The sequence below is a fragment of the Fictibacillus sp. KU28468 genome (genome assembly GCF_026153615.1).
GTDB classification, from domain to species: Bacteria; Bacillota; Bacilli; order Bacillales; family Fictibacillaceae; genus Fictibacillus_C; species Fictibacillus_C marinisediminis.
The window spans coordinates 2,130,803-2,148,706 of sequence record NZ_CP110666.1; the positions used below are offsets into that span (position 1 = coordinate 2,130,803).

At 42.3% G+C, this 17,904-nt stretch carries 13 protein-coding genes; 11 read left to right on the forward strand and 2 right to left on the reverse strand.

The annotated features are described in order from the left end of the window. The first annotated feature begins 43 nt into the window (after nt 1-43). The gene (locus OKX00_RS11075; protein ID WP_265410397.1) at nt 44-994 is read left to right on the forward strand and encodes an acetylxylan esterase; all 951 of its coding nucleotides are present in this window, start codon (nt 44-46) and stop codon (nt 992-994) included. Nucleotides 995-1,031: 37 nt separating this feature from the next. On the opposite strand, the gene OKX00_RS11080 is transcribed toward OKX00_RS11075, so the two are convergent. Further along, nucleotides 1,032-2,699, reverse strand: coding sequence for a hypothetical protein (locus OKX00_RS11080; protein WP_265410398.1), 1,668 nt, complete (start codon nt 2,697-2,699; stop codon nt 1,032-1,034). A 143-nt stretch (nt 2,700-2,842) separates the two neighbouring features. On the opposite strand from OKX00_RS11080, the gene OKX00_RS11085 reads away from it, so the two are divergent. Beyond that, nucleotides 2,843-3,964, forward strand: a complete 1,122-nt coding sequence (locus OKX00_RS11085) for a mandelate racemase/muconate lactonizing enzyme family protein (protein ID WP_265410399.1) — start codon at nt 2,843-2,845, stop codon at nt 3,962-3,964. A 3-nt stretch (nt 3,965-3,967) separates the two neighbouring features. On the opposite strand, the gene OKX00_RS11090 is transcribed toward OKX00_RS11085, so the two are convergent. Continuing rightward, nucleotides 3,968-5,335 (reverse strand): GTP cyclohydrolase IIa, encoded by a 1,368-nt coding sequence (locus tag OKX00_RS11090; RefSeq protein ID WP_265410400.1) that lies wholly within the window; start codon nt 5,333-5,335, stop codon nt 3,968-3,970. Nucleotides 5,336-5,494: 159 nt separating this feature from the next. Between OKX00_RS11090 and OKX00_RS11095 the strand changes: the two genes are divergently transcribed. From OKX00_RS11095 to OKX00_RS11135, 9 genes are all read left to right on the forward strand, one after another. After that, a complete protein-coding gene (locus OKX00_RS11095; protein WP_265410401.1) occupies nt 5,495-6,406 on the forward strand; it encodes a Gfo/Idh/MocA family protein in 912 nt (303 codons plus the stop codon). After that, nucleotides 6,403-8,103 carry a polysaccharide deacetylase family protein gene (locus tag OKX00_RS11100; RefSeq protein WP_265410402.1) on the forward strand — a complete coding sequence of 567 codons (1,701 nt, stop codon included), beginning with the start codon at nt 6,403-6,405 and terminating at the stop codon, nt 8,101-8,103. The genes OKX00_RS11095 and OKX00_RS11100 overlap by 4 nt, the downstream gene beginning before the upstream one ends. Further along, complete coding sequence (locus tag OKX00_RS11105) at nt 8,096-9,370, forward strand: DegT/DnrJ/EryC1/StrS family aminotransferase (protein WP_265410403.1); 1,275 nt, start codon at nt 8,096-8,098, stop codon at nt 9,368-9,370. Before OKX00_RS11100 ends, OKX00_RS11105 begins: the two co-directional genes overlap by 8 nt. Beyond that, on the forward strand, nt 9,363-10,595 hold the full coding sequence (locus tag OKX00_RS11110) for a DegT/DnrJ/EryC1/StrS family aminotransferase (protein ID WP_265410404.1): 1,233 nt from the start codon (nt 9,363-9,365) through the stop codon (nt 10,593-10,595). Before OKX00_RS11105 ends, OKX00_RS11110 begins: the two co-directional genes overlap by 8 nt. Before the next feature lie 2 nt (nt 10,596-10,597). After that, complete coding sequence (locus tag OKX00_RS11115) at nt 10,598-12,484, forward strand: beta-N-acetylhexosaminidase (protein WP_265410405.1); 1,887 nt, start codon at nt 10,598-10,600, stop codon at nt 12,482-12,484. Nucleotides 12,485-12,633: 149 nt separating this feature from the next. After that, complete coding sequence (locus tag OKX00_RS11120) at nt 12,634-13,932, forward strand: ABC transporter substrate-binding protein (protein WP_265410406.1); 1,299 nt, start codon at nt 12,634-12,636, stop codon at nt 13,930-13,932. A 72-nt stretch (nt 13,933-14,004) separates the two neighbouring features. Then, entirely contained in the window at nt 14,005-14,940 is a 936-nt protein-coding gene (locus OKX00_RS11125; protein WP_265410407.1) for a carbohydrate ABC transporter permease, read from the forward strand. After that, nucleotides 14,937-15,782 carry a carbohydrate ABC transporter permease gene (locus tag OKX00_RS11130; protein ID WP_265410408.1) on the forward strand — a complete coding sequence of 282 codons (846 nt, stop codon included), beginning with the start codon at nt 14,937-14,939 and terminating at the stop codon, nt 15,780-15,782. The genes OKX00_RS11125 and OKX00_RS11130 overlap by 4 nt, the downstream gene beginning before the upstream one ends. Nucleotides 15,783-15,798: 16 nt before the next feature. Beyond that, nucleotides 15,799-17,904, forward strand: a complete 2,106-nt coding sequence (locus OKX00_RS11135; RefSeq protein ID WP_265410409.1) for a beta-galactosidase trimerization domain-containing protein — start codon at nt 15,799-15,801, stop codon at nt 17,902-17,904.

The window sequence follows — 17,904 nt, forward strand, 5'->3', positions numbered from 1 at the left end:
TCTATTAATTTTGTTCCATTCTACCGAAGAAGGGAATGATGATATGAGGCAAGTTTGTGAAGCAATTGAAGAATACAGTGCCTACAAACCACTTCTATCGGCAAGACATGATTTTCATTCTTTTTGGTCACAGGCACTGAAAGAGCTGGAGTGTATTGAGTTAAATGAACAGGCAGAAATGATGGAATATCCCATTAAACAAATCCAATGTGAAAAGGTTGCTTATAGCGGAGCATACGGATCTCTGATAAAGGGGATTTTTCTAAAACCAAAAAGACTGGAACGGAATCTTAAATGCCTTATCTTTTTTCACGGATACAACAGCAGCAAAGGATCCATTTCCCAGTATATGCAGTGGCTGATTCAGGACTATGCTGTATTGGCAGTGGATTGCAGGGGAATGGGAGAGACGGGGGATGATTCCTGTTATAGTTCGGGAACACTAGGCAGCTGGGCAACACAGGGGCTTATGAACAAGAAAGAATACTACTATTATAAAGTCTATCTGGACTCTAAACGGGCCATTGATTATTGTTTAACGCGTCCAGAGGTAAATCCACAAAAAATCTGTTTAATAGGGTCAAGTTTGGGAGGGGGGATTGCTTTAGCTGTGGCTGCTCTGGATCCTCGGCCGCAATTGGTAGTGGCAGACGTTCCGAATATGTGTGATTTGGAGCTGGCGATTCAATTAAAAACAGAAGGCTCTCTCGTATTTATCGAGAATTATTTAGCAAGGTATCCCCAATACACGGAAAAGGTTTTTGAAAACCTAACTTATTTTGACAATCTTAATTTCGCTTCAAATATTAAAAGCAAAGTCAGATTATCTGTCGCGTTAAAGGATGCGGTGTGCCCTCCGAAAACGATTTTTGGCGTGTATAATCACATAACTTCCGAAAAATCAATAGAGGTTTATCCTTTCTCGACACACAATGCTCCAGGAAGCCAAGAACATATCGATAAAACCCTTGAGTTCGTCAATAAGCATTTATAAGAAATAAACCCTCTGGAAAATTCCAGAGGGACATTCTTCACATCTCGCTTTCATAGTAGGTTAGCAGTTCGTCACATATTGATTCCCATTTCTCTGCCATTTCCAGGGAAATCTCCCGTCCGCTTTTAATCCGTATTTTGTTTTTTAGCTGACGAAGCTTAATGATCGCTTTTTGATTATTTTCGGAAAAGTATTCATCCATTACCATCTCAGCTTTTTCTGCTAAATCGGTCTTTGTTTCTGGCTTAAGATCTGCAGTATAGATAGAGTGATACAACTCATAGGTTAAATAGGATCTTTTTGTTTGTTCATAGGCTCTTTCGGCTCTATTTTCGTCGTAATGCATAATCTCACCAATAATGGCGGCAGAGATAGAGGAAAATGCCCAGGAGCTATTATCTGCAAAATCACCATTCTCTACAGAAAATCCTTCTGGCTGCAGACCATCAAAACCAGCATAAGTCCAGAAATTGTTGACAGGGCGGGCTTCATAAAAACGAAAGGAGAGCCGGGCATTCTTCTTGCCGCTTAAATACGGAGTAAGATCCACGTGAATGGTATTCCACTGCAAATCCGTCAGAATTTCGGCTGTGTCCTGTTCCCACACCATCTGGCTATCGATCAGCAATTGTTTTTTATGGTAACCCATCGCATTGGGGCCATGATCCATTGTCTGGAATGTTAACGAATATTGATCAGATTTTCGGTCCACACGGATTTTCTGTGAAGCTTCCTCATAATCTCCGGCTGTGGTAGGTGCACCTGCTCCAACAAAAAAGTTAAGATACCCAGTATCATTAAAGGCCTTGTCGTCTATTGGTTCAGGTTCAAAGTTCTTTTTAAGAACATACGTAGTGACCCCTTTAATTTTGCCTGTTTTCATGTTATCCAAGGCAATTTGCACGACTTCTCTTACGTAGTTTGCTGAAGGGTTCGCAGGGGTAAGGGAAAGCTGTGAAGCATACAGCATCCAATAAAGCGGAAGGTCATAGGAACTTAATAGGTTGTAAGCGGTATCAATTTGCTGTTGAGCAGATTCATAGACTTGCGTATTTCGATAGATTCCATCTCTGAAAGCCAATATGACGCCATCAATATAAGCACCTCTGGTTTGTAAAAAGCTTTCGTTCAAGGAGTCGGTATACATTTGCGGAGTAAACATGAGTTTTGGGTTAATGGCCTCAGAAGTTTGTTTCATTTGTGCCATATATTGAGGTGTATAAGTAGACAGGTTGTGGTTGAAATCATCGATGGCCCATCCAATAAGATTAGGGAAGTCAAGGGAGAGTTGGGCGATAGCTTTTGACCATGCAATGTAATCGGTGGTGTAAGGATAAGATTTTCGAACGCCGGTAGATTCAGAGGGAGGTACGAGATAGACAACAATATTGATATTGGCATCACGGGCTGCAGGCAAAAACTCATTCTTTAAATCGTCCCAATCCGTTTTCTCATGCCAAACGAGGTAGTAGTACGTATTGATATGAAGTTCTTTCAGTTTTTGAATGGATCTCGGGGTATCAATGTGGTAAATCCCATCAGAGCGAGGGGTTGTTTCCCTGACAACACCAGCATAATCAGCTAAAATCTCACCGGGTTGTCCGTCGGTCTGAGCCGCCGCTCTTGGAAGAGGAGCCCAACCTGTCAGCAGGCTGTACATCAAGATAGAAGACAAGAGTACGATCACACCCATTTTTCTTTTCATAGTAATCCTCCTTTTTCAGGCAATTTTCTTGTAGCTTTCTCTGTAGCTTAACGTTATCAAAAAAAGACACGTCTATAAAATGTCTATTAATAGTTTAGGAAAAAATTAGGAAGTTAGTCATGCTTCAAGAAAGGAGCTTTAAGATGTTTATTTCTAAAATAGAAGTTTTTCCTTTAACATTACCCATGCTTCAGGACTTTAGGATTTCAGGTGGTTCAGTAGGTGATATGCAAGCAGGTGCTCCACATGTTTATGTAAAAATTACGGATAAGGATGGAATAAGCGGGTGGGGGGAGGCACGGCCAAGCCATCGATGGAGCTATGAAACGATCGAATCAGTTACCACCACCATCAACACCTATTTCATTCCGGCTCTCATAGGGAAAAGGATTGACGACATTTCTTATGTGCACCAAGTGATGAACCAGGAAATTAAGAGTGGATTGACTGTTGGCCAACCGATTGCCAAAGCTGCGATCGATACAGCGCTTCATGATTTAATCGGACAAAGGAATAAAAAAACCATTGGAGAATTATGGATGGGTTCAACGAATTCAACGATCAGCCTGTCTTATCTTATTAGTACAAGAGACGTGAATGAAGCGGTTCAAAAAGCAACAGAAGCTAACAGAAAAGGGTACAAGGGGCTGGATGTAAAGATCGGATTTGATCCTGATCACGATATCCATTTGGCAGAAGCGGTAAGGGAAGCTGCTCCCGGCCTATTTTTCCGGGTTGATGCGAACCAGGGCTATACTGTGGCACAAGCCATCTATGTTGCAAGGAAACTTGAGAAATTAGGAGTGGATGTATTCGAACAGCCGCTTAGTGCAAATAATCTCTTAGGACACGCGGAAATACGAAGGAAAGTGCACATTCCTATTGCACTTGATGAAAGCATTTGGAGTTCAGGTGATCTAATACAGGCGATTCGGATGGAAGCATGTGATACGGCTGTCATTAAGCTGACCAAAATGGCGGGTTTGTACCGTGCAAAAATTTGCGGGGAAATCGCAAAGGAAGCGGGGCTGGCTTTACTCGGAGGGGGCTTGACCGAATCTACACTTGGTCTGGCAGCGAGTGCCCATCTTTTTAATTACTTGCAAATATCAGCACCAGTAGATTTAAATGGACCTTTTTTTCTTGCAGATGATCCTGTTTCGGAGGGGCCTGTACGTGAAGAAGGAACCGTATACCTTGGTGATCGGTACGGGATAGGCTGTAAGGTTAGTAGTGAAAAGCTTCAAAACTATGCAGTGGAATAGAGTCTATTCCACTGCTTCTCTTATTTTTTTTAAATGGTCGGCAACAAAAGACAGCCGGTAAATTTGGCGGGGACGGCCTTTTGATGAGATTTTTTCCTCTCCCACCACGTCTACCAAACCTGCATCTATCCATTGTCCAAGGATTCGGTGGGAACTTCGGATAGTAATACCGAGGATGGAAGCGAGTTCCTGAGCAGTGTAGTTAGCTTTTTTGTACCGGGCGACTTGTGCCATCAATTTGCTCATATAAGCAGCCGACATTCCAGCCTTTTCCGCTTCCTCAAGAAGTTTGTCATCCGTTATGGAAAGGTCATAGATCATCGGATGGGTAATTTCTACTGGCCCGATCACACTGAGATCCTCCCTGACGATATAGCAGGCTTTTCCGCCAAATTCCTTGCACTGTCGGAGTGCCACTCTCGCATGGTTTCCCGCATCGGTGGCTGTTCGGCCAAAACCGATTCCAACACTTAAGGAAATGCCCAACAGTTTATCAGCCTCATCCAGGACAGGCAAATATTTATAACCTCTTGTTTCTCTTTCAAAGATGCCTCTTGTAGTGAAAAATAAATATTCTCCTCCGCCGAGGCTTGTTAAGTGGCCGTCGAGAAGTTTCACGTAATCGAGCAGCAGCCGGTGTAAATCAAGTTTCAGCTTTTGAACCTCATGTTCTGATGGATAGCTGTCCACCATCTTGCGAAACTGATCAATGTTTACTAAACCAACGACAATTTGAGATTCTTTGTTTCTCCTTGTACGGGTGGCTAATAACGCCCGCTCCAACGATACGATTAAATCCTGATGGGTAGGGGTGACCCATTCATTTGGTATTCCGAGAGCGGTAAGTTTTTCGGAAACAGCTTCAATACCTGTCAACACGGAAGAGCCTGGCCTGTTGTCAAAATGTGATAAATGAAAATTCACCATTTCTTCCGTCGTAGCCAACGGACTTCCTTCAAATATATGCAGGACTGTGTTCTTTTCGTTAAGCTCAGTTAAAATTTGATTCACATACTGGTTAGGAACCGAATCGATGGTCAGCATCCTTAAACCATAAAGGCTTTTACTTCGAAACAAAGAACGATACAAACCTGTTCCCATAAGGGGTACGTAATGGACGGGAATATGAAAATGAAGCTGTTCTTTTACCTTCCTGAACAAGTGATATTCGAGGAAAAGCAATACCTCTACGTTCGCTAGTAAGTCTTTTGTAAGATCCATCACTTCACTTTCTTCTTCATAACTGCGCAAAAGTGGTATGAAAGATGGAAAAGAGTGCAGCGCTTCACGGGCTTTTTCAATTAAAGCTGAAGGGCCGACCACACCAATAGCAACACCGTTTTCCGTTTCCTCCGGAGAATGAGACGCCATACGATTTACTTACCTCCAAAAATCAGACATGTTGAATTTATTATAGCTGAAGGAAATTAAGAAAAAAAGACTTTTTATAGACTTGTCTTTAAATAAACTTTGCCCTTATAATGAGATTGATTATTCAGAAAATTTCGGAAGGAGGTCTACATCATCAAAATGCTGAAAATTGGAATGATTGGTCTTGATACCACTCACTGTCCAGCTTTTACCGATCTTTTAAATAATGAGAAAAATCCTCATTATATCAAGGGGGGTAAGATTGTGGCTGCTTATCCGGGGGGCTCGCCGGATTTTGAACTAAGCATTTCGCGGGTAGGATCGATTACACGGCAGCTGGAAGAAAACTACAATGTGAAAATGACCGGGAGTCCAGAAGAAGTAGCGGAACAAACAGATGCAATTTTATTAACTTCGGTAGACGGAAGAGTCCACCTTGAACAATTTAAAAGAATTGTTCCTTATGGAAAACCGATTTATATTGATAAACCTTTAGCCTGTACGTCTGCTGATGCCCGTCAGATTTTTGAGCTGGCACAGCAGTACAACGTGCCAGTCAGCAGCAGCTCATCCTTGAGATTTTCTGAAGAACTTCAGCAAGCCGCCATGGAAAAAGGCTCGATCATCGGGGCAGATACATACGGTCCCATGAAAATTGAACCTCCGTTGCCCGGCCTTTTTTGGTATGGGATTCATTCGGTAGAGATGCTGTTTACCGTCATGGGAGCCGGGTGCGAACAGGTAAGCTGCACCGTAAATCATGATCACGATGTCATCGTTGGCAAGTGGGCAGATGGAAGAATAGGAACGGTTAGAGGAAATCGTACAGGAAATAATCAATTTGGCGCTTTGGTCCACCGAAGTTCAGGTACAGCATTTGTGGATTGCCAAAAAGGTACAAAGCCGCATTACGCGAGCTTGCTTGAAGAAGTAATGAAAATGTTTTTAACCGGAGAACCTCCGGTTGGCATGGAAGAATCCATGGAATTAATCCGCTTTATCGAAGCGGCGAATGAAAGCCGGCAAACGGGTAAAACGGTTCAGCTCGGGGAAAGGATGGCCCGCCATTGAGGATGGCAAGGGTAGGTGTTTACCTGGATAAAGAACGCGCCATCCATAATTGGGGAAGAGGCGAAAACGTTTTTGAATGTTATTGTAGTTCTTTATTTCAGTATGCGGGAATCCCATTCACACCAATAGAAGAAACAAAACAACTACATCACTTTGACATTGTTGTGCTGGCATTGCCGCCACTAAAGCTTGAGGAGACAGAGGATCTATGGGATTACATCCACTCGGGAGGCTCTGTTATTTCCTTTGGCACATTTGGGGAGTTTGCCCGACGCATGGGCTTGAAAGAGTACCTAATAGATGGTGGTTATGGCGTTTACAATCAGCAATTTTTACGTTTTTTTCACGCATTTCCTTGGACTGCATCACCCTCTCTGTTTCATTGCCAAAAGTCCGGAGAAATCAAATCAGGTTCTAGAGAAGGACGAAGTACTGGCGCCTTGCTTGAGAAATGGGACATAGGAAAAGGCATCCTTCATCGCTGGACGGTGGATATCATTGGAGCCATTGTCGGGATGCAGCAGGGAAGAGAACCTGTGACAAAAGATGGGCCGCCAGCTCCGGATGGCACGGCTAATTTAGATGATGGGCTGTTAAAGGCAGACGATGGGTTTGCAATGGATTGGGAGATGGATCGTTTGCGAACCTCTACTGGCCAGCCATATTTTTCTGTTCCTTATGCTGATTTATGGAAAGAAGCTATGATTTCTCATTTGATGAAAACCGTCCTTGATCAGGGATTGACACTGCCTTTTCTTGATTATTGGCCAGATGGCATAGAGCAGTTAGCCATGGTCTCTCATGATAGTGATGTAAATGACGATGAATCTGCGTATACCACTCTAGCTATTTTAGAAGAATGTGATATTCATAGCACCTGGTGCATGATGGAGCCGGGATACAGCCCTGCTATATATCCTGTTATCCGTCAGAAAGGCCATGAAATTGCACTTCACTACAATGCCAGGAAAGAGGACGGTGGTTCTTGGAGTAACTTGGAAATGGAAAGACAGTTACACTGGCTCCATATAGTGAGCAGTGTAGAGACAATTATCTCCAATAAGAACCATTACACAATTTTTCAAAACTGGGGAGAACTATTTGAATGGTGTGAAAGTATCGGCATCCAGTCGGATCAAACGAGAGGACCTAGTAAAAAAGGGAATGTTGGCTTTTTGTTTGGCACATGCCACCCCTATTTTCCTATTGCATGGGCAGATAAACAAAACCGTATCTATGATGTATTAGAAATAGGATTTTTAACACAGGACGTGGATTTATCAAGATTAGCAGATACGTCCATCATCGAGCCGTTTTTAACAAAGGCGAAGGAGGTGCGAGGAGTTGCCCACTTTTTATTTCATCAGATCCATCTTCACAGGGAACCAGCGGTGAAGGAGGCACTGAAACAAGTGGTGCGTCAGGCAAAAGAGATGGGTTACCATTTTTGGACCGGAGACCAGATCAACGAGTGGGTAAGGCGCCGTACCAGGATGAAGATTCAAGGAATAATGCCAGAAGGAGAAGTGGAATATACGGACGGATGCTTAGGTGCAGTCATTTGCATTCCGGTAAAACAAAAAGAAAACAGTGGTACTTATATCGAACGATTCGGAGTTTACTGCAAAAAGCAGAAAGTGGAAGCAGGAACTGAAGAAATGGTGCTTCCTGGGAAGGAGACGAAGTTCCATGAGTGAAAAACTGGCTGTTCACGGCGGCAGGAAAGTGAAGGATACTCCGTTTGGAACAGGCAAAAGGTTTGGAATAGAAGAGGCTAAGGAATTACTGGAGGCTCTTGAACAAAATACGCTCTTTTATCATACAGGAGAAAAAGTAAAAACGTTTCTCAAGACGTTTAATGAAATGTACGGGATTTCCTACAGTGTGGCAGTTTCATCTGGTACTGCAGCTATCCATACAGCACTGGGTGCAGCTGGGATTACTGTAGGCGATGAAGTCATAACGAGCCCCATCACCGATCAAGGGACTTTAATTGGAATTCTTTATCAAAATGCCATCCCTGTTTTTGCTGATCTAAATCCTCACACGTATAATATGGACCCAAAATCCATTGAAGCGGGCATAACAACCAGGACAAAAGCGATTTTAGTCGTTCATTTAGCAGGCAATCCTGCAGATATGAATGAGATCATGGCTCTTGCAAAAAAGTACCGGTTAAAAGTGATTGAAGACTGTGCACAGAGCTATCTTGCTTCGTACAAAGGAAGGCTGGCAGGTACCATTGGTAATTATGGCTGTTTCAGCACAAATGATTTTAAGCATATCAGCACAGGTGATGGCGGTATGGTAACCGTAAATTCTGCTGATGAGCAGGATTATAAATTGACTCATGCTTTTGCTGACAAGAATTATTTAAGACTGGGTGGCATTGTAAATAGAGATCTTTCTTACCTTGCTCCCAACTACAGAATGACGGAACTACAAGGAGCCGTTGGAATCGCACAGCTGAAAAAGCTTCCTGGGATTTGCTCCATCCGAACAGCATATGGAAACAAGATTACAGCAGGAATTCAAGAGCTAGATGGTATTCATCCACATAAAGTAGATGCTGGCAATGTTTGCACCTATTGGTTCTATATGTTCCGTATTGAACCTTCCAAATTTCATTGCACTAGGGATGAATTTGCTGCTGCCTTGAAAGAAGAAGGAATTCCCGCATCAGCAGGCTATATTCCTGAAGTGGTCTACAAAAGCGGATTATTTCAAAAGCGTTCAGCTTATCAAAACAGTACCTTTCCTTTTGACGTGACTGGTGCTGCCTATGAAGGGGTATTGTGCCCTGAAGCTGAAAACATACTGAAAACCGCCATACGGCTTCCTGTCAATGAGTTTTATACAATGACAGATATCGAAGCAATGATTGCGGCCATTCAGAAAGTAGCGCGTTTTTACCAAAAACAAAAAGTTGCCGGCACGTTACAGAAAGGAGAATCACATGGATAAGCTCGCCATACATGGAGGCGTTCCCGTCAGGAACAAACCCTATCCCATCTGGCCCATTAGTGAAGAGGAAGAAAAACGGCTGCTGTACGAAGTGATAGACTCAGGAAAATGGGGAGGTTCAGGAGGAGCAAATCTAGCAGGTTATGAAGCAAAACTTCCTATTTTCGAGAACAAGTTTGCAAGTTTTCAAGATGCTGGTTACGGCGTCAGTGTTGTAAATGGAACCGTTGCTATCACCGTTGCTTTGCAAGCAGCGGGAGTAAAGCCATACGATGAAGTAATCATGCCCCCTTATACTTTTATAGCTACAGCAACGGCCCCGTTAATGTTTGGAGCGATACCTGTGTTCGTGGATGTAGAAGAAGATACTATGCTTCTCGACCCAGAGAAGGTGGAGGAAGCCATCACCCCACGGACAAAAGCCATTATTGCGGTTCATATCGGAGGGACGGTAGCAGATTTGGACCGGTTAAGCGCTGTCGCGAGGAAACATGGGATTGCATTGATTGAGGATGCAGCCCAGGCGGTAGGATCTCAATGGAAAGGAAAAGGAGTAGGAGCCATTGGCGATATTGGCACGTTCAGTTTTCAATCAAGCAAAAATTTAACAGCTGGTGAAGGAGGAATGATCGTTTCAAACGACCGTACTCTAGCTGACAAGGCATGGTCTTTGTGCAACGTAGGAAGGAGCCGTGACGGTGCTTGGTACCAGCACGACACGATAGGATGGAATCTGCGTCTTACGGAATTTCAGGCAGCAGTATTGCTCGGACAGATGCAGAGGCTTGAAGAACAGGTGGAACGGCGCAATCGCAATGCGATTCTTTTGGATCAGTTGCTCAAAGACATTGACGGGATACAATTGTTTAGAGACGATTTACGGGTGACCCGTAACGGTTATCACCTCTATATGTTTTATCTGGAAGAAGAGTTCGCCAGGTCTTTTCATAAAGCTGAGTTCATGAAACGGCTTTTTGCAGAAGGAATTCCCTGTGCAAGCGGATATACGTCTCTTACGAAATACGACGCCATACAGAATTCAATTGAGGAATGGACAGGAGAAAGAAGGATACAGACTTGTCCCGTTGCTGAACGAATGGGTGACCAGCAGGTTTTGTGGATCACCCAAACCGTGCTGCTGGGAGATGAAGAAGGGATTTATGATGCGGCAAAGGCCGTTAAAAAAGTCGCTCAGTCGCATCTTCCCGTCATGGGAGGAGGATGACAATGAAAGTGTCATTTCTGGGTGAGTTGGAGACATTGCAAGAAGGAATTGAAAAAATTGCTCCACTGCTTGGCATTGAGATATGTGAAGATGGACTTCCCATTCATGTAGTAAAATCTTCAAACTCGCATCTAGACGTTCAGCTGGAAAATGGCCAAGGTTTGATTGGTTACCACGATAAAATACATTTTTTCCGGGCGATGGGATTATTTGTGGAAGCAACGCGTGAAAAAGAAACGTTCCACATAACAGAACAGCCCTATTTTGATATGAATGGGGCAATGTTTGACTGTTCCCGAAACGCTGTCATGAAAACCGAGACGGCCAAAACTTTTCTGCGTTATATGGCCATTATGGGCTTAAATGTCATGATGCTGTATACAGAAGACACGTATACGATTGATGGTGATCCGTATTTTGGCTATATGCGCGGACGATATAGTAATGAGGAGCTTCAAGAAATCGATGATTACGCCTACTCTTTAGGAATCGAAGTGATTCCCTGCATACAGACGTTAGCCCATTTATCAACGTATTTAAAATGGTCTCACACTTCAGCGATCAGAGACACGGAAGACGTCTTGCTGGTCGGGAATCAAAACACATATGAGTTCATAGAAAAAATGATTGTATCAGCTTCATCTCCTTTTAGAAGTAAGCGAATCCATATTGGAATGGACGAAGCACATGGACTAGGCAGGGGAAACTACCTTGACCAGCAAGGGAAAAAAAACCGTTATTCCTTAATGACTCAACATTTAAAGCTGGTCGAAGAAATCCTGAAAAAGTATAAATTGCGTCCCATGATTTGGAGTGATATGTACTTTCGAGTATGGTCTGAAGCGGATGCCTATTATGATTTAAATATTGAAATCCCTGAAGAAGAGACAAAACAAGTCTCTAAACAAGTACAAATGGTGTATTGGGATTATTACAATGAGGAAGAAGGCTTTTATGAGCAGTATATTGACAAACATGCTGCTTTCGGAAGTCTCCCGATTTTTGCAGGAGGAATCTGGACCTGGCATGGTCCTACGATTCATTATGAAAAGACGTTTCATACAAGCAATCCTGCCTTGGCTGTATGCAAAAGAAAAGGCGTGAGAGAGGTTTTTGCGACATTGTGGGGTGATAATGGCGCGGAAAGCAATTTCTTTTTTGCCCTTTTAGGTTTGCAGTTATTTGCGGAACATGGGTATAACAGCATTGTTGACGAACACAAGCTGAAAAAGCGGTTTGAATTCTGCACGGGTGGAAACTATGAGGCATTCTTAACGATGGGAAAGTTAGATGTGCATCCTCAAGCTAACATACATGCCCTGATTCCCGACAGTCCTGCAAAGTACCTGCTGTGGCAGGATATTTTACTCGGATTGTTCGATAAAAATATAGAAGGCCTCGGATTTTCACAGCATTTTCAAAACATTAAAGACGAACTGCAAAGATATTTGGGGACATCTTCTCCATGGAAATCTCTTTATTCGTTCATGATGAAGCTGTGTACGGTACTAAGCATTAAGAGTGAATTAGGATTAAAAATAAGTGAATTTTACCATGGAAACAGGAAGGAAGAACTAAAGGAAATAGCTATAAAGGAATTGAACCTTTTAGAAGAAGCCGTTAAGGATCTTCGTATGATCCATCGAAGACAATGGTTTTCAAATAACAAACCATTTGGATGGGAAATCCTTGATATTCGTTATGGCGGACTGCTGGCAAGGATAGAGACGGTACGGGATCGGCTTATGTCTTTTATTGATGGACGGATTGACACTCTGGATGAAATGGAGGAGGAAAAGCTATTTTATGATTCATTTTCCCGTGACTCAAAGAAAGGGGTAGGGAAGGAAATTAAATATCAGCGGATTGTTTCTGCTAATCCTTTGTAAATATTGAAAAATCATGCATTTAAAGACAGTTAAAAGACTTGTCTTTAAATAAAGTGGTCATTATAATGAAGTCAAGTTTATGAAAACCTTTACAAAAATGCTTTCATAAACCTGGGTAAATCAAATTTGAAAGTTGGGGAGGGGCTTACGTGAAAAGGAAAAAACTGGCGTTTCTATTTTTGGTCTTTCTACTTGCATTTATTCCCTTGTTAGCTTGTTCAAACGAGGAAAAAGCATCAAGTGACAGCAAAAACGGAGAAAAGGTGGAACTTGAATTTTGGACGATTAATTTAAAGAAGAATTTTAATGATTATATTCAGGGCATGATCAATGATTACGAGAAGGCCAATCCAAATATCAAGATTAAATGGGTAGATGTTCCGGGTGCCGATGCGTCCAAAAAGTTTTTGACATCCTTACAAAGCAGGAAAGTGCCGGATGTGGTCAATCTGGCCAGCAGTGATATCTCCATGATTCAGCAGTACAATGTTCTGTCCCCGCTTAATAAACTTATCTCCAAAGATGAATTGAATGCGTATATTCCTGGATTGATTGACAGCTTAACATTCCAGGATGAACTTCAAGGGCTTCCGTGGTACTATGGCGGACCTCCAATTGGCACCATTAATACAGAAGTGTATAAAAAGGCAGGATTAGATCCCAACAATCCACCAAAAACATGGGAAGAAAGCTTGGAAAACGGAAAAATGATTCATAAGAAACTTCCAAAAGTATTTGGTTCCAATGACTTGCCGGGTATTGAAGTTTTTGTGAGCCAAGGGCTTCCCATCCTTAATGATGATCATACAAAAGCGGTATTTAATTCAGACGAACACGTGAAATTTGTACAAATGTTTGTAGACGGCTACAAGAATGGAGCAATTGCTCCCGGGGCGGTAACGAAGGATGACCGTCAGCTTCAGCAAACCTATGAAAATAAGCAGCAGGCACAGGCTGGGCAGTCCGTAGCAGCCACCTTACTCAATCTGGAAAAAAATGCTCCTAATGAAATTAAGAAGATTAAAGTGACAAAACCTGTAACCGGAGGAGATGGAACCGTAGCTGTTAAAGCCATTCAAACCTTTGTCGTACCGAAGAAATCAGAGCATCCGAAAGAAGCCGCTAAGTTTGCTCTTTTTGTTACTAACGCAAAGAATCAATTGGATTTTGCCAAACTTGTTCCTATATTCCCATCGACTACTGAAACATTGGAAGACCCGTTTTTTAAAGAATCAAAGGGGAAGACCATTCATGATGAAGCAAGGAAAATTATGGTGGAAACAGCTCCGCATTTAAAGGTTAATATTTTAGGGATCAAAGATGAGGAAAAGTTAAGAGACTATTTTACTGAACAAATCCGAGCTGCCTTGATGGGTGAACAATCTGCAAAAGAAGCACTGGATAAATCGGTAGACTATTGGAATCAAGCACTAAAGAATCAAAAATAACGTTTAGTACCTAAAAAGAGCAGCGGAGGGTTTCCCGTCCGCTGCTACTGTTTGATTGAAAGGAGTGGTAAAATGGCCGTCCACCAAGTAGAAACAAATATCCACCAAACGGTCAAAGTTTCCGTTAAACAAAAGAAAAAGAAAAAATTCAACTATGTTCCTTATGTATTCCTGCTGCCGGCAATTGTGCTCCTCCTCGTTTTTGAATATGTGCCGACTCTGAACGCTTTCTATTATTCTTTTACCGAATATCATATTTTATCTCCTGCTGAATGGACGGGGCTTCAAAACTACAAAATGATGATGGATGACGAAAAATTTTGGATTGCACTGGGCAACTCCATGAAATACTTTGTTATAACCGTTCCTATGCTGGTCATCCTCCCTTTATTTCTTGCCATACTTGTAAACCGTTCGATTAAAGGAATCACTCTCTTCCGTGTTATTTATTATCTCCCTGTTGTAACAGCGATGGTGGCTGTAGCCATCGTGTGGAAATATTTATATCATCCAACCGGTTTAATTAATGCAGCCCTTCATGGAATAGGATGGGATCATGCAGACATAAATTGGCTGTTGAATAAAAATACAGCACTTCCGGCGGTTTCTATGCTGGAAGCTTGGAAGGCGGCGGGCTTTTATATGCTGATATATTTAGCCGGTTTGCAGACAGTTTCCAAAGACTTGATTGAAGCAGCAAGAATTGATGGAGCTTCAAGAATCCGCATCCTCTGGCATGTATACTTGCCCCAGCTGCGGCCTGTTTTTGCTGTCACAGTTGTTATGGCCACACTCGGAACGGTTCAAATGTTTACGAGCATCTACGTAATGACAGGTGGAGGCCCGCTGGACAGTACAATGTCTCTACCGCTTTATATCTATCAAAAAGCGTTTGTTGAATTTGATATGGGCTACGCTACTGCTATGGGAATGGTATTGTGGCTGATCCTTATGGTCCTGACCATCATCAATTACAAGCTTTCAAGAGGGGGGCAATCCATACAATGATGAATAGACAAAAAACAAATTGGAAGAAAGTTAGTAAACTTGCTCTCTTGTATTTGCTGTTAATTGGGGTAGCCTGCATCTTCATAGGACCATTTTTATGGCTTTTATCTACTGCATTCAAGTCGAACAGCCAGGATGTTTTCAGTTTTCCGCCAAGTTTTATTCCAAAACCCGCTGTTTTTGACCATTTTATTGAAGCGTGGACGGCTATTCCTTTTCCGCGTTATCTGTTAAATTCATTTCTTTTAATCATCATCATGGTTCCTGCCCACATTTTTTTAACGGCGTTAACAGCCTATCCTTTGGCCCGAATGAATTTCCCGGGAAGAAATTTTATCTTTTATGCCATTATTGCAACGATGTTTCTCCCTGAAGAAGGGAAATTGGTACCCTTGTATATCATTGTGGAAAAGCTGGGATTGGTAGATTCATGGTGGGGACTTATTTTACCAGGTCTAGTAGGAGGTTTTTCTATCTTTTTAATGAGGCAGTCCTATTTGGCCATTCCCAAAGAAATTGAGGAAGCAGCGATTATTGATGGCTGTGGTCCTTTTCGTGTGTGGTGGAGTATCATACTGCCATTAACAAGGCCAACGCTTGCCGCTTTAAGTGTTTTTGCATTTATTTCTGTTTGGAATTCATTCATGTGGCCGCTCATCATATTAAAAGATGACAGTTTGTTCCCGATTTCTTTGGGGCTTGCTTACTTATCCGGAACGTTTGGTACGGATGTAAAAACAATGGCTGCTGGAGTTGTTATTTCCCTTGTTCCCGTTATTATTTTTTACATTGCCATGCAGCGTCATTTTGTAAGCGGGCTGCAAGGATCGATTAAAGGCTAAGGAGCATTGGTAACCTATGAAAACATTAACATGGAAACAAAAGCCGCTGAGGATTGTGGATTTTATTCCACCCGGGCCTGAAGTTTATGAAAGGCTTGACCTTCAGGAGCAGTTTCTCATTCGAAAAAGCCTGGGCTTTAATTGTGAACACGTAGAAGTACATGATATTGCCGAAGGAGAGTCCGGAATAACGTTCTATCCATCTGATTGCGCTGTAGAAGTAAGAAAAAATATTTTAGAACAAATAGAGGCCCAGTATGACAAGCTGGAAATTAACCCTATTGTATACTTCAATGTTCATTGGCTTTCATCCTCGCTTGCTGTGCAGCATCCTGACTATCAGCAGGTTTATTCGGATGGCCAGCCCATACCAAGTGCTTACGGATCTGGGGCATATTCTTGCATAAATTCCCCTTTTCGCGATTACGCCTTTCAAGTCATAAGAAATCTGGCAGCTTATAAAATAAAAGGGATTTTCCTGGATGGTCCCTTTTTTCGTATTGAAGGATGCTATTGTAGAAGCTGTAAACATGATTTCCAAAAGGCTTTTCATTATGAACTTCCTGTGTGGGAAAAAGCAACGCCTCAAGAAAGAAAGGAATTATTTCGTTTTAAAAGGGAGTCCATTGCCCTTTTTATGAAGACAGCAAGCCGGCTATTAAAAAGCAAAAAACCGGATGCCATGATTTACATGAACAGTCCTCAACTGGTCCCAACCATTTATTGCAGCCGGGATAACCGGCTTACCGTTGAACATCAAGATATGCTCTTAGCCGAAGGAGGATTTTTAAGTGATGATCTGAGACAGGTCCCGATCTGGAAACCTGCCGCCACAGCTCAACTGCTTGAAACCCAGTCTGCTGGCAAACCTTATTGTGTAGCGATTGCAGGTCGGCTTGCCCCCTGGTCCCGTTATTTATTATCGGCAGCTGAAACATGGCTGACACATGCAATGGCTGTATCTCACGGTGCCAACACTTGGTATGGAGTTTACAATGACAATAATCTTGACCCAAGAATGCAAACGGTGAGGGAAATCAATACCTTTCTTGATGAGAATAAAGGGTGTTATACCGATACAAAATCAATGGCATCTGTTGCTTTAATGTGGTCTTATGATACCGCCAATTTTTATCAATCTTCCGCAGAAGAAACCGATTTTACAGCTGGCCAGGACAAATTGAAAGATCCTGACAAGAGCGATGCCCGAGGATCCTTTATGGGGTGGTATGATGTTTTATCAAGAAGCAGGATACCGTTTGATATTGTAGACAATGCATCAATAACAGATGGTTCATTTGCAAAGTATGAACTTTTAATTTTGCCCAATGTGAGTGTCATGAACGAGGAAGAGGCCAACTGTATCAAAGCTTATGTTAATAGAGGAGGGAAGATCATAGGATCATTTGATACTTCTCTTTATCAGGAAGATGGGCAGAAAAGGAATCAGCCTTTGTTAGCGGAAGTGTTTGGCATAACGTTACGTGCTATTCGCCACTGCCAATACGATCATATTGAATGTGATTCACGTCATGATTTGCTTACATCCATTGACCAGCAGTTAATTCCAGCTGCACGGTTAGGAACTGAAGTTGCTAGCAATCATGGTGCAGAAAGCGTGATGTTCTACCGGGAAAAACAGATCTCGAGATATTGTGAGCTTCCCCGAAAGACATCGCACCCCTATATCGTTAAAAATGGCTATGGATTGGGAGAAAGTATTTACTTTGCCGGAAATGTAGGCAAATTTTATGAAGCGTTTGCTCTTCCGGAATACAGGAAGCTAATGGAGAATGCGGTGAAGTCACTTGTGGAAATTCCAATCTACGTCAGTACTGTACAAAATACAGAATCCATTCATGTATCCTTGAGAAATCAAGGGGAGAACCGCATTCTTATTCATGTAATCAATTACACTGCTTCGATGACGAGACCGATTACTGAAGTACTGCCTTTATCAGATTTGACGATAAACATCCGATTACCAAAAGAGATTGATTCTATTACATTTTTACGAAGCAAAAAAAGCCCAGACTTTGTCCAGCACGGAGGATGGGCAACGATCCAACTGCCGACAATTAAAGAATATGAAGTCGTTGACATTTGTTTATTGTCAACGTAA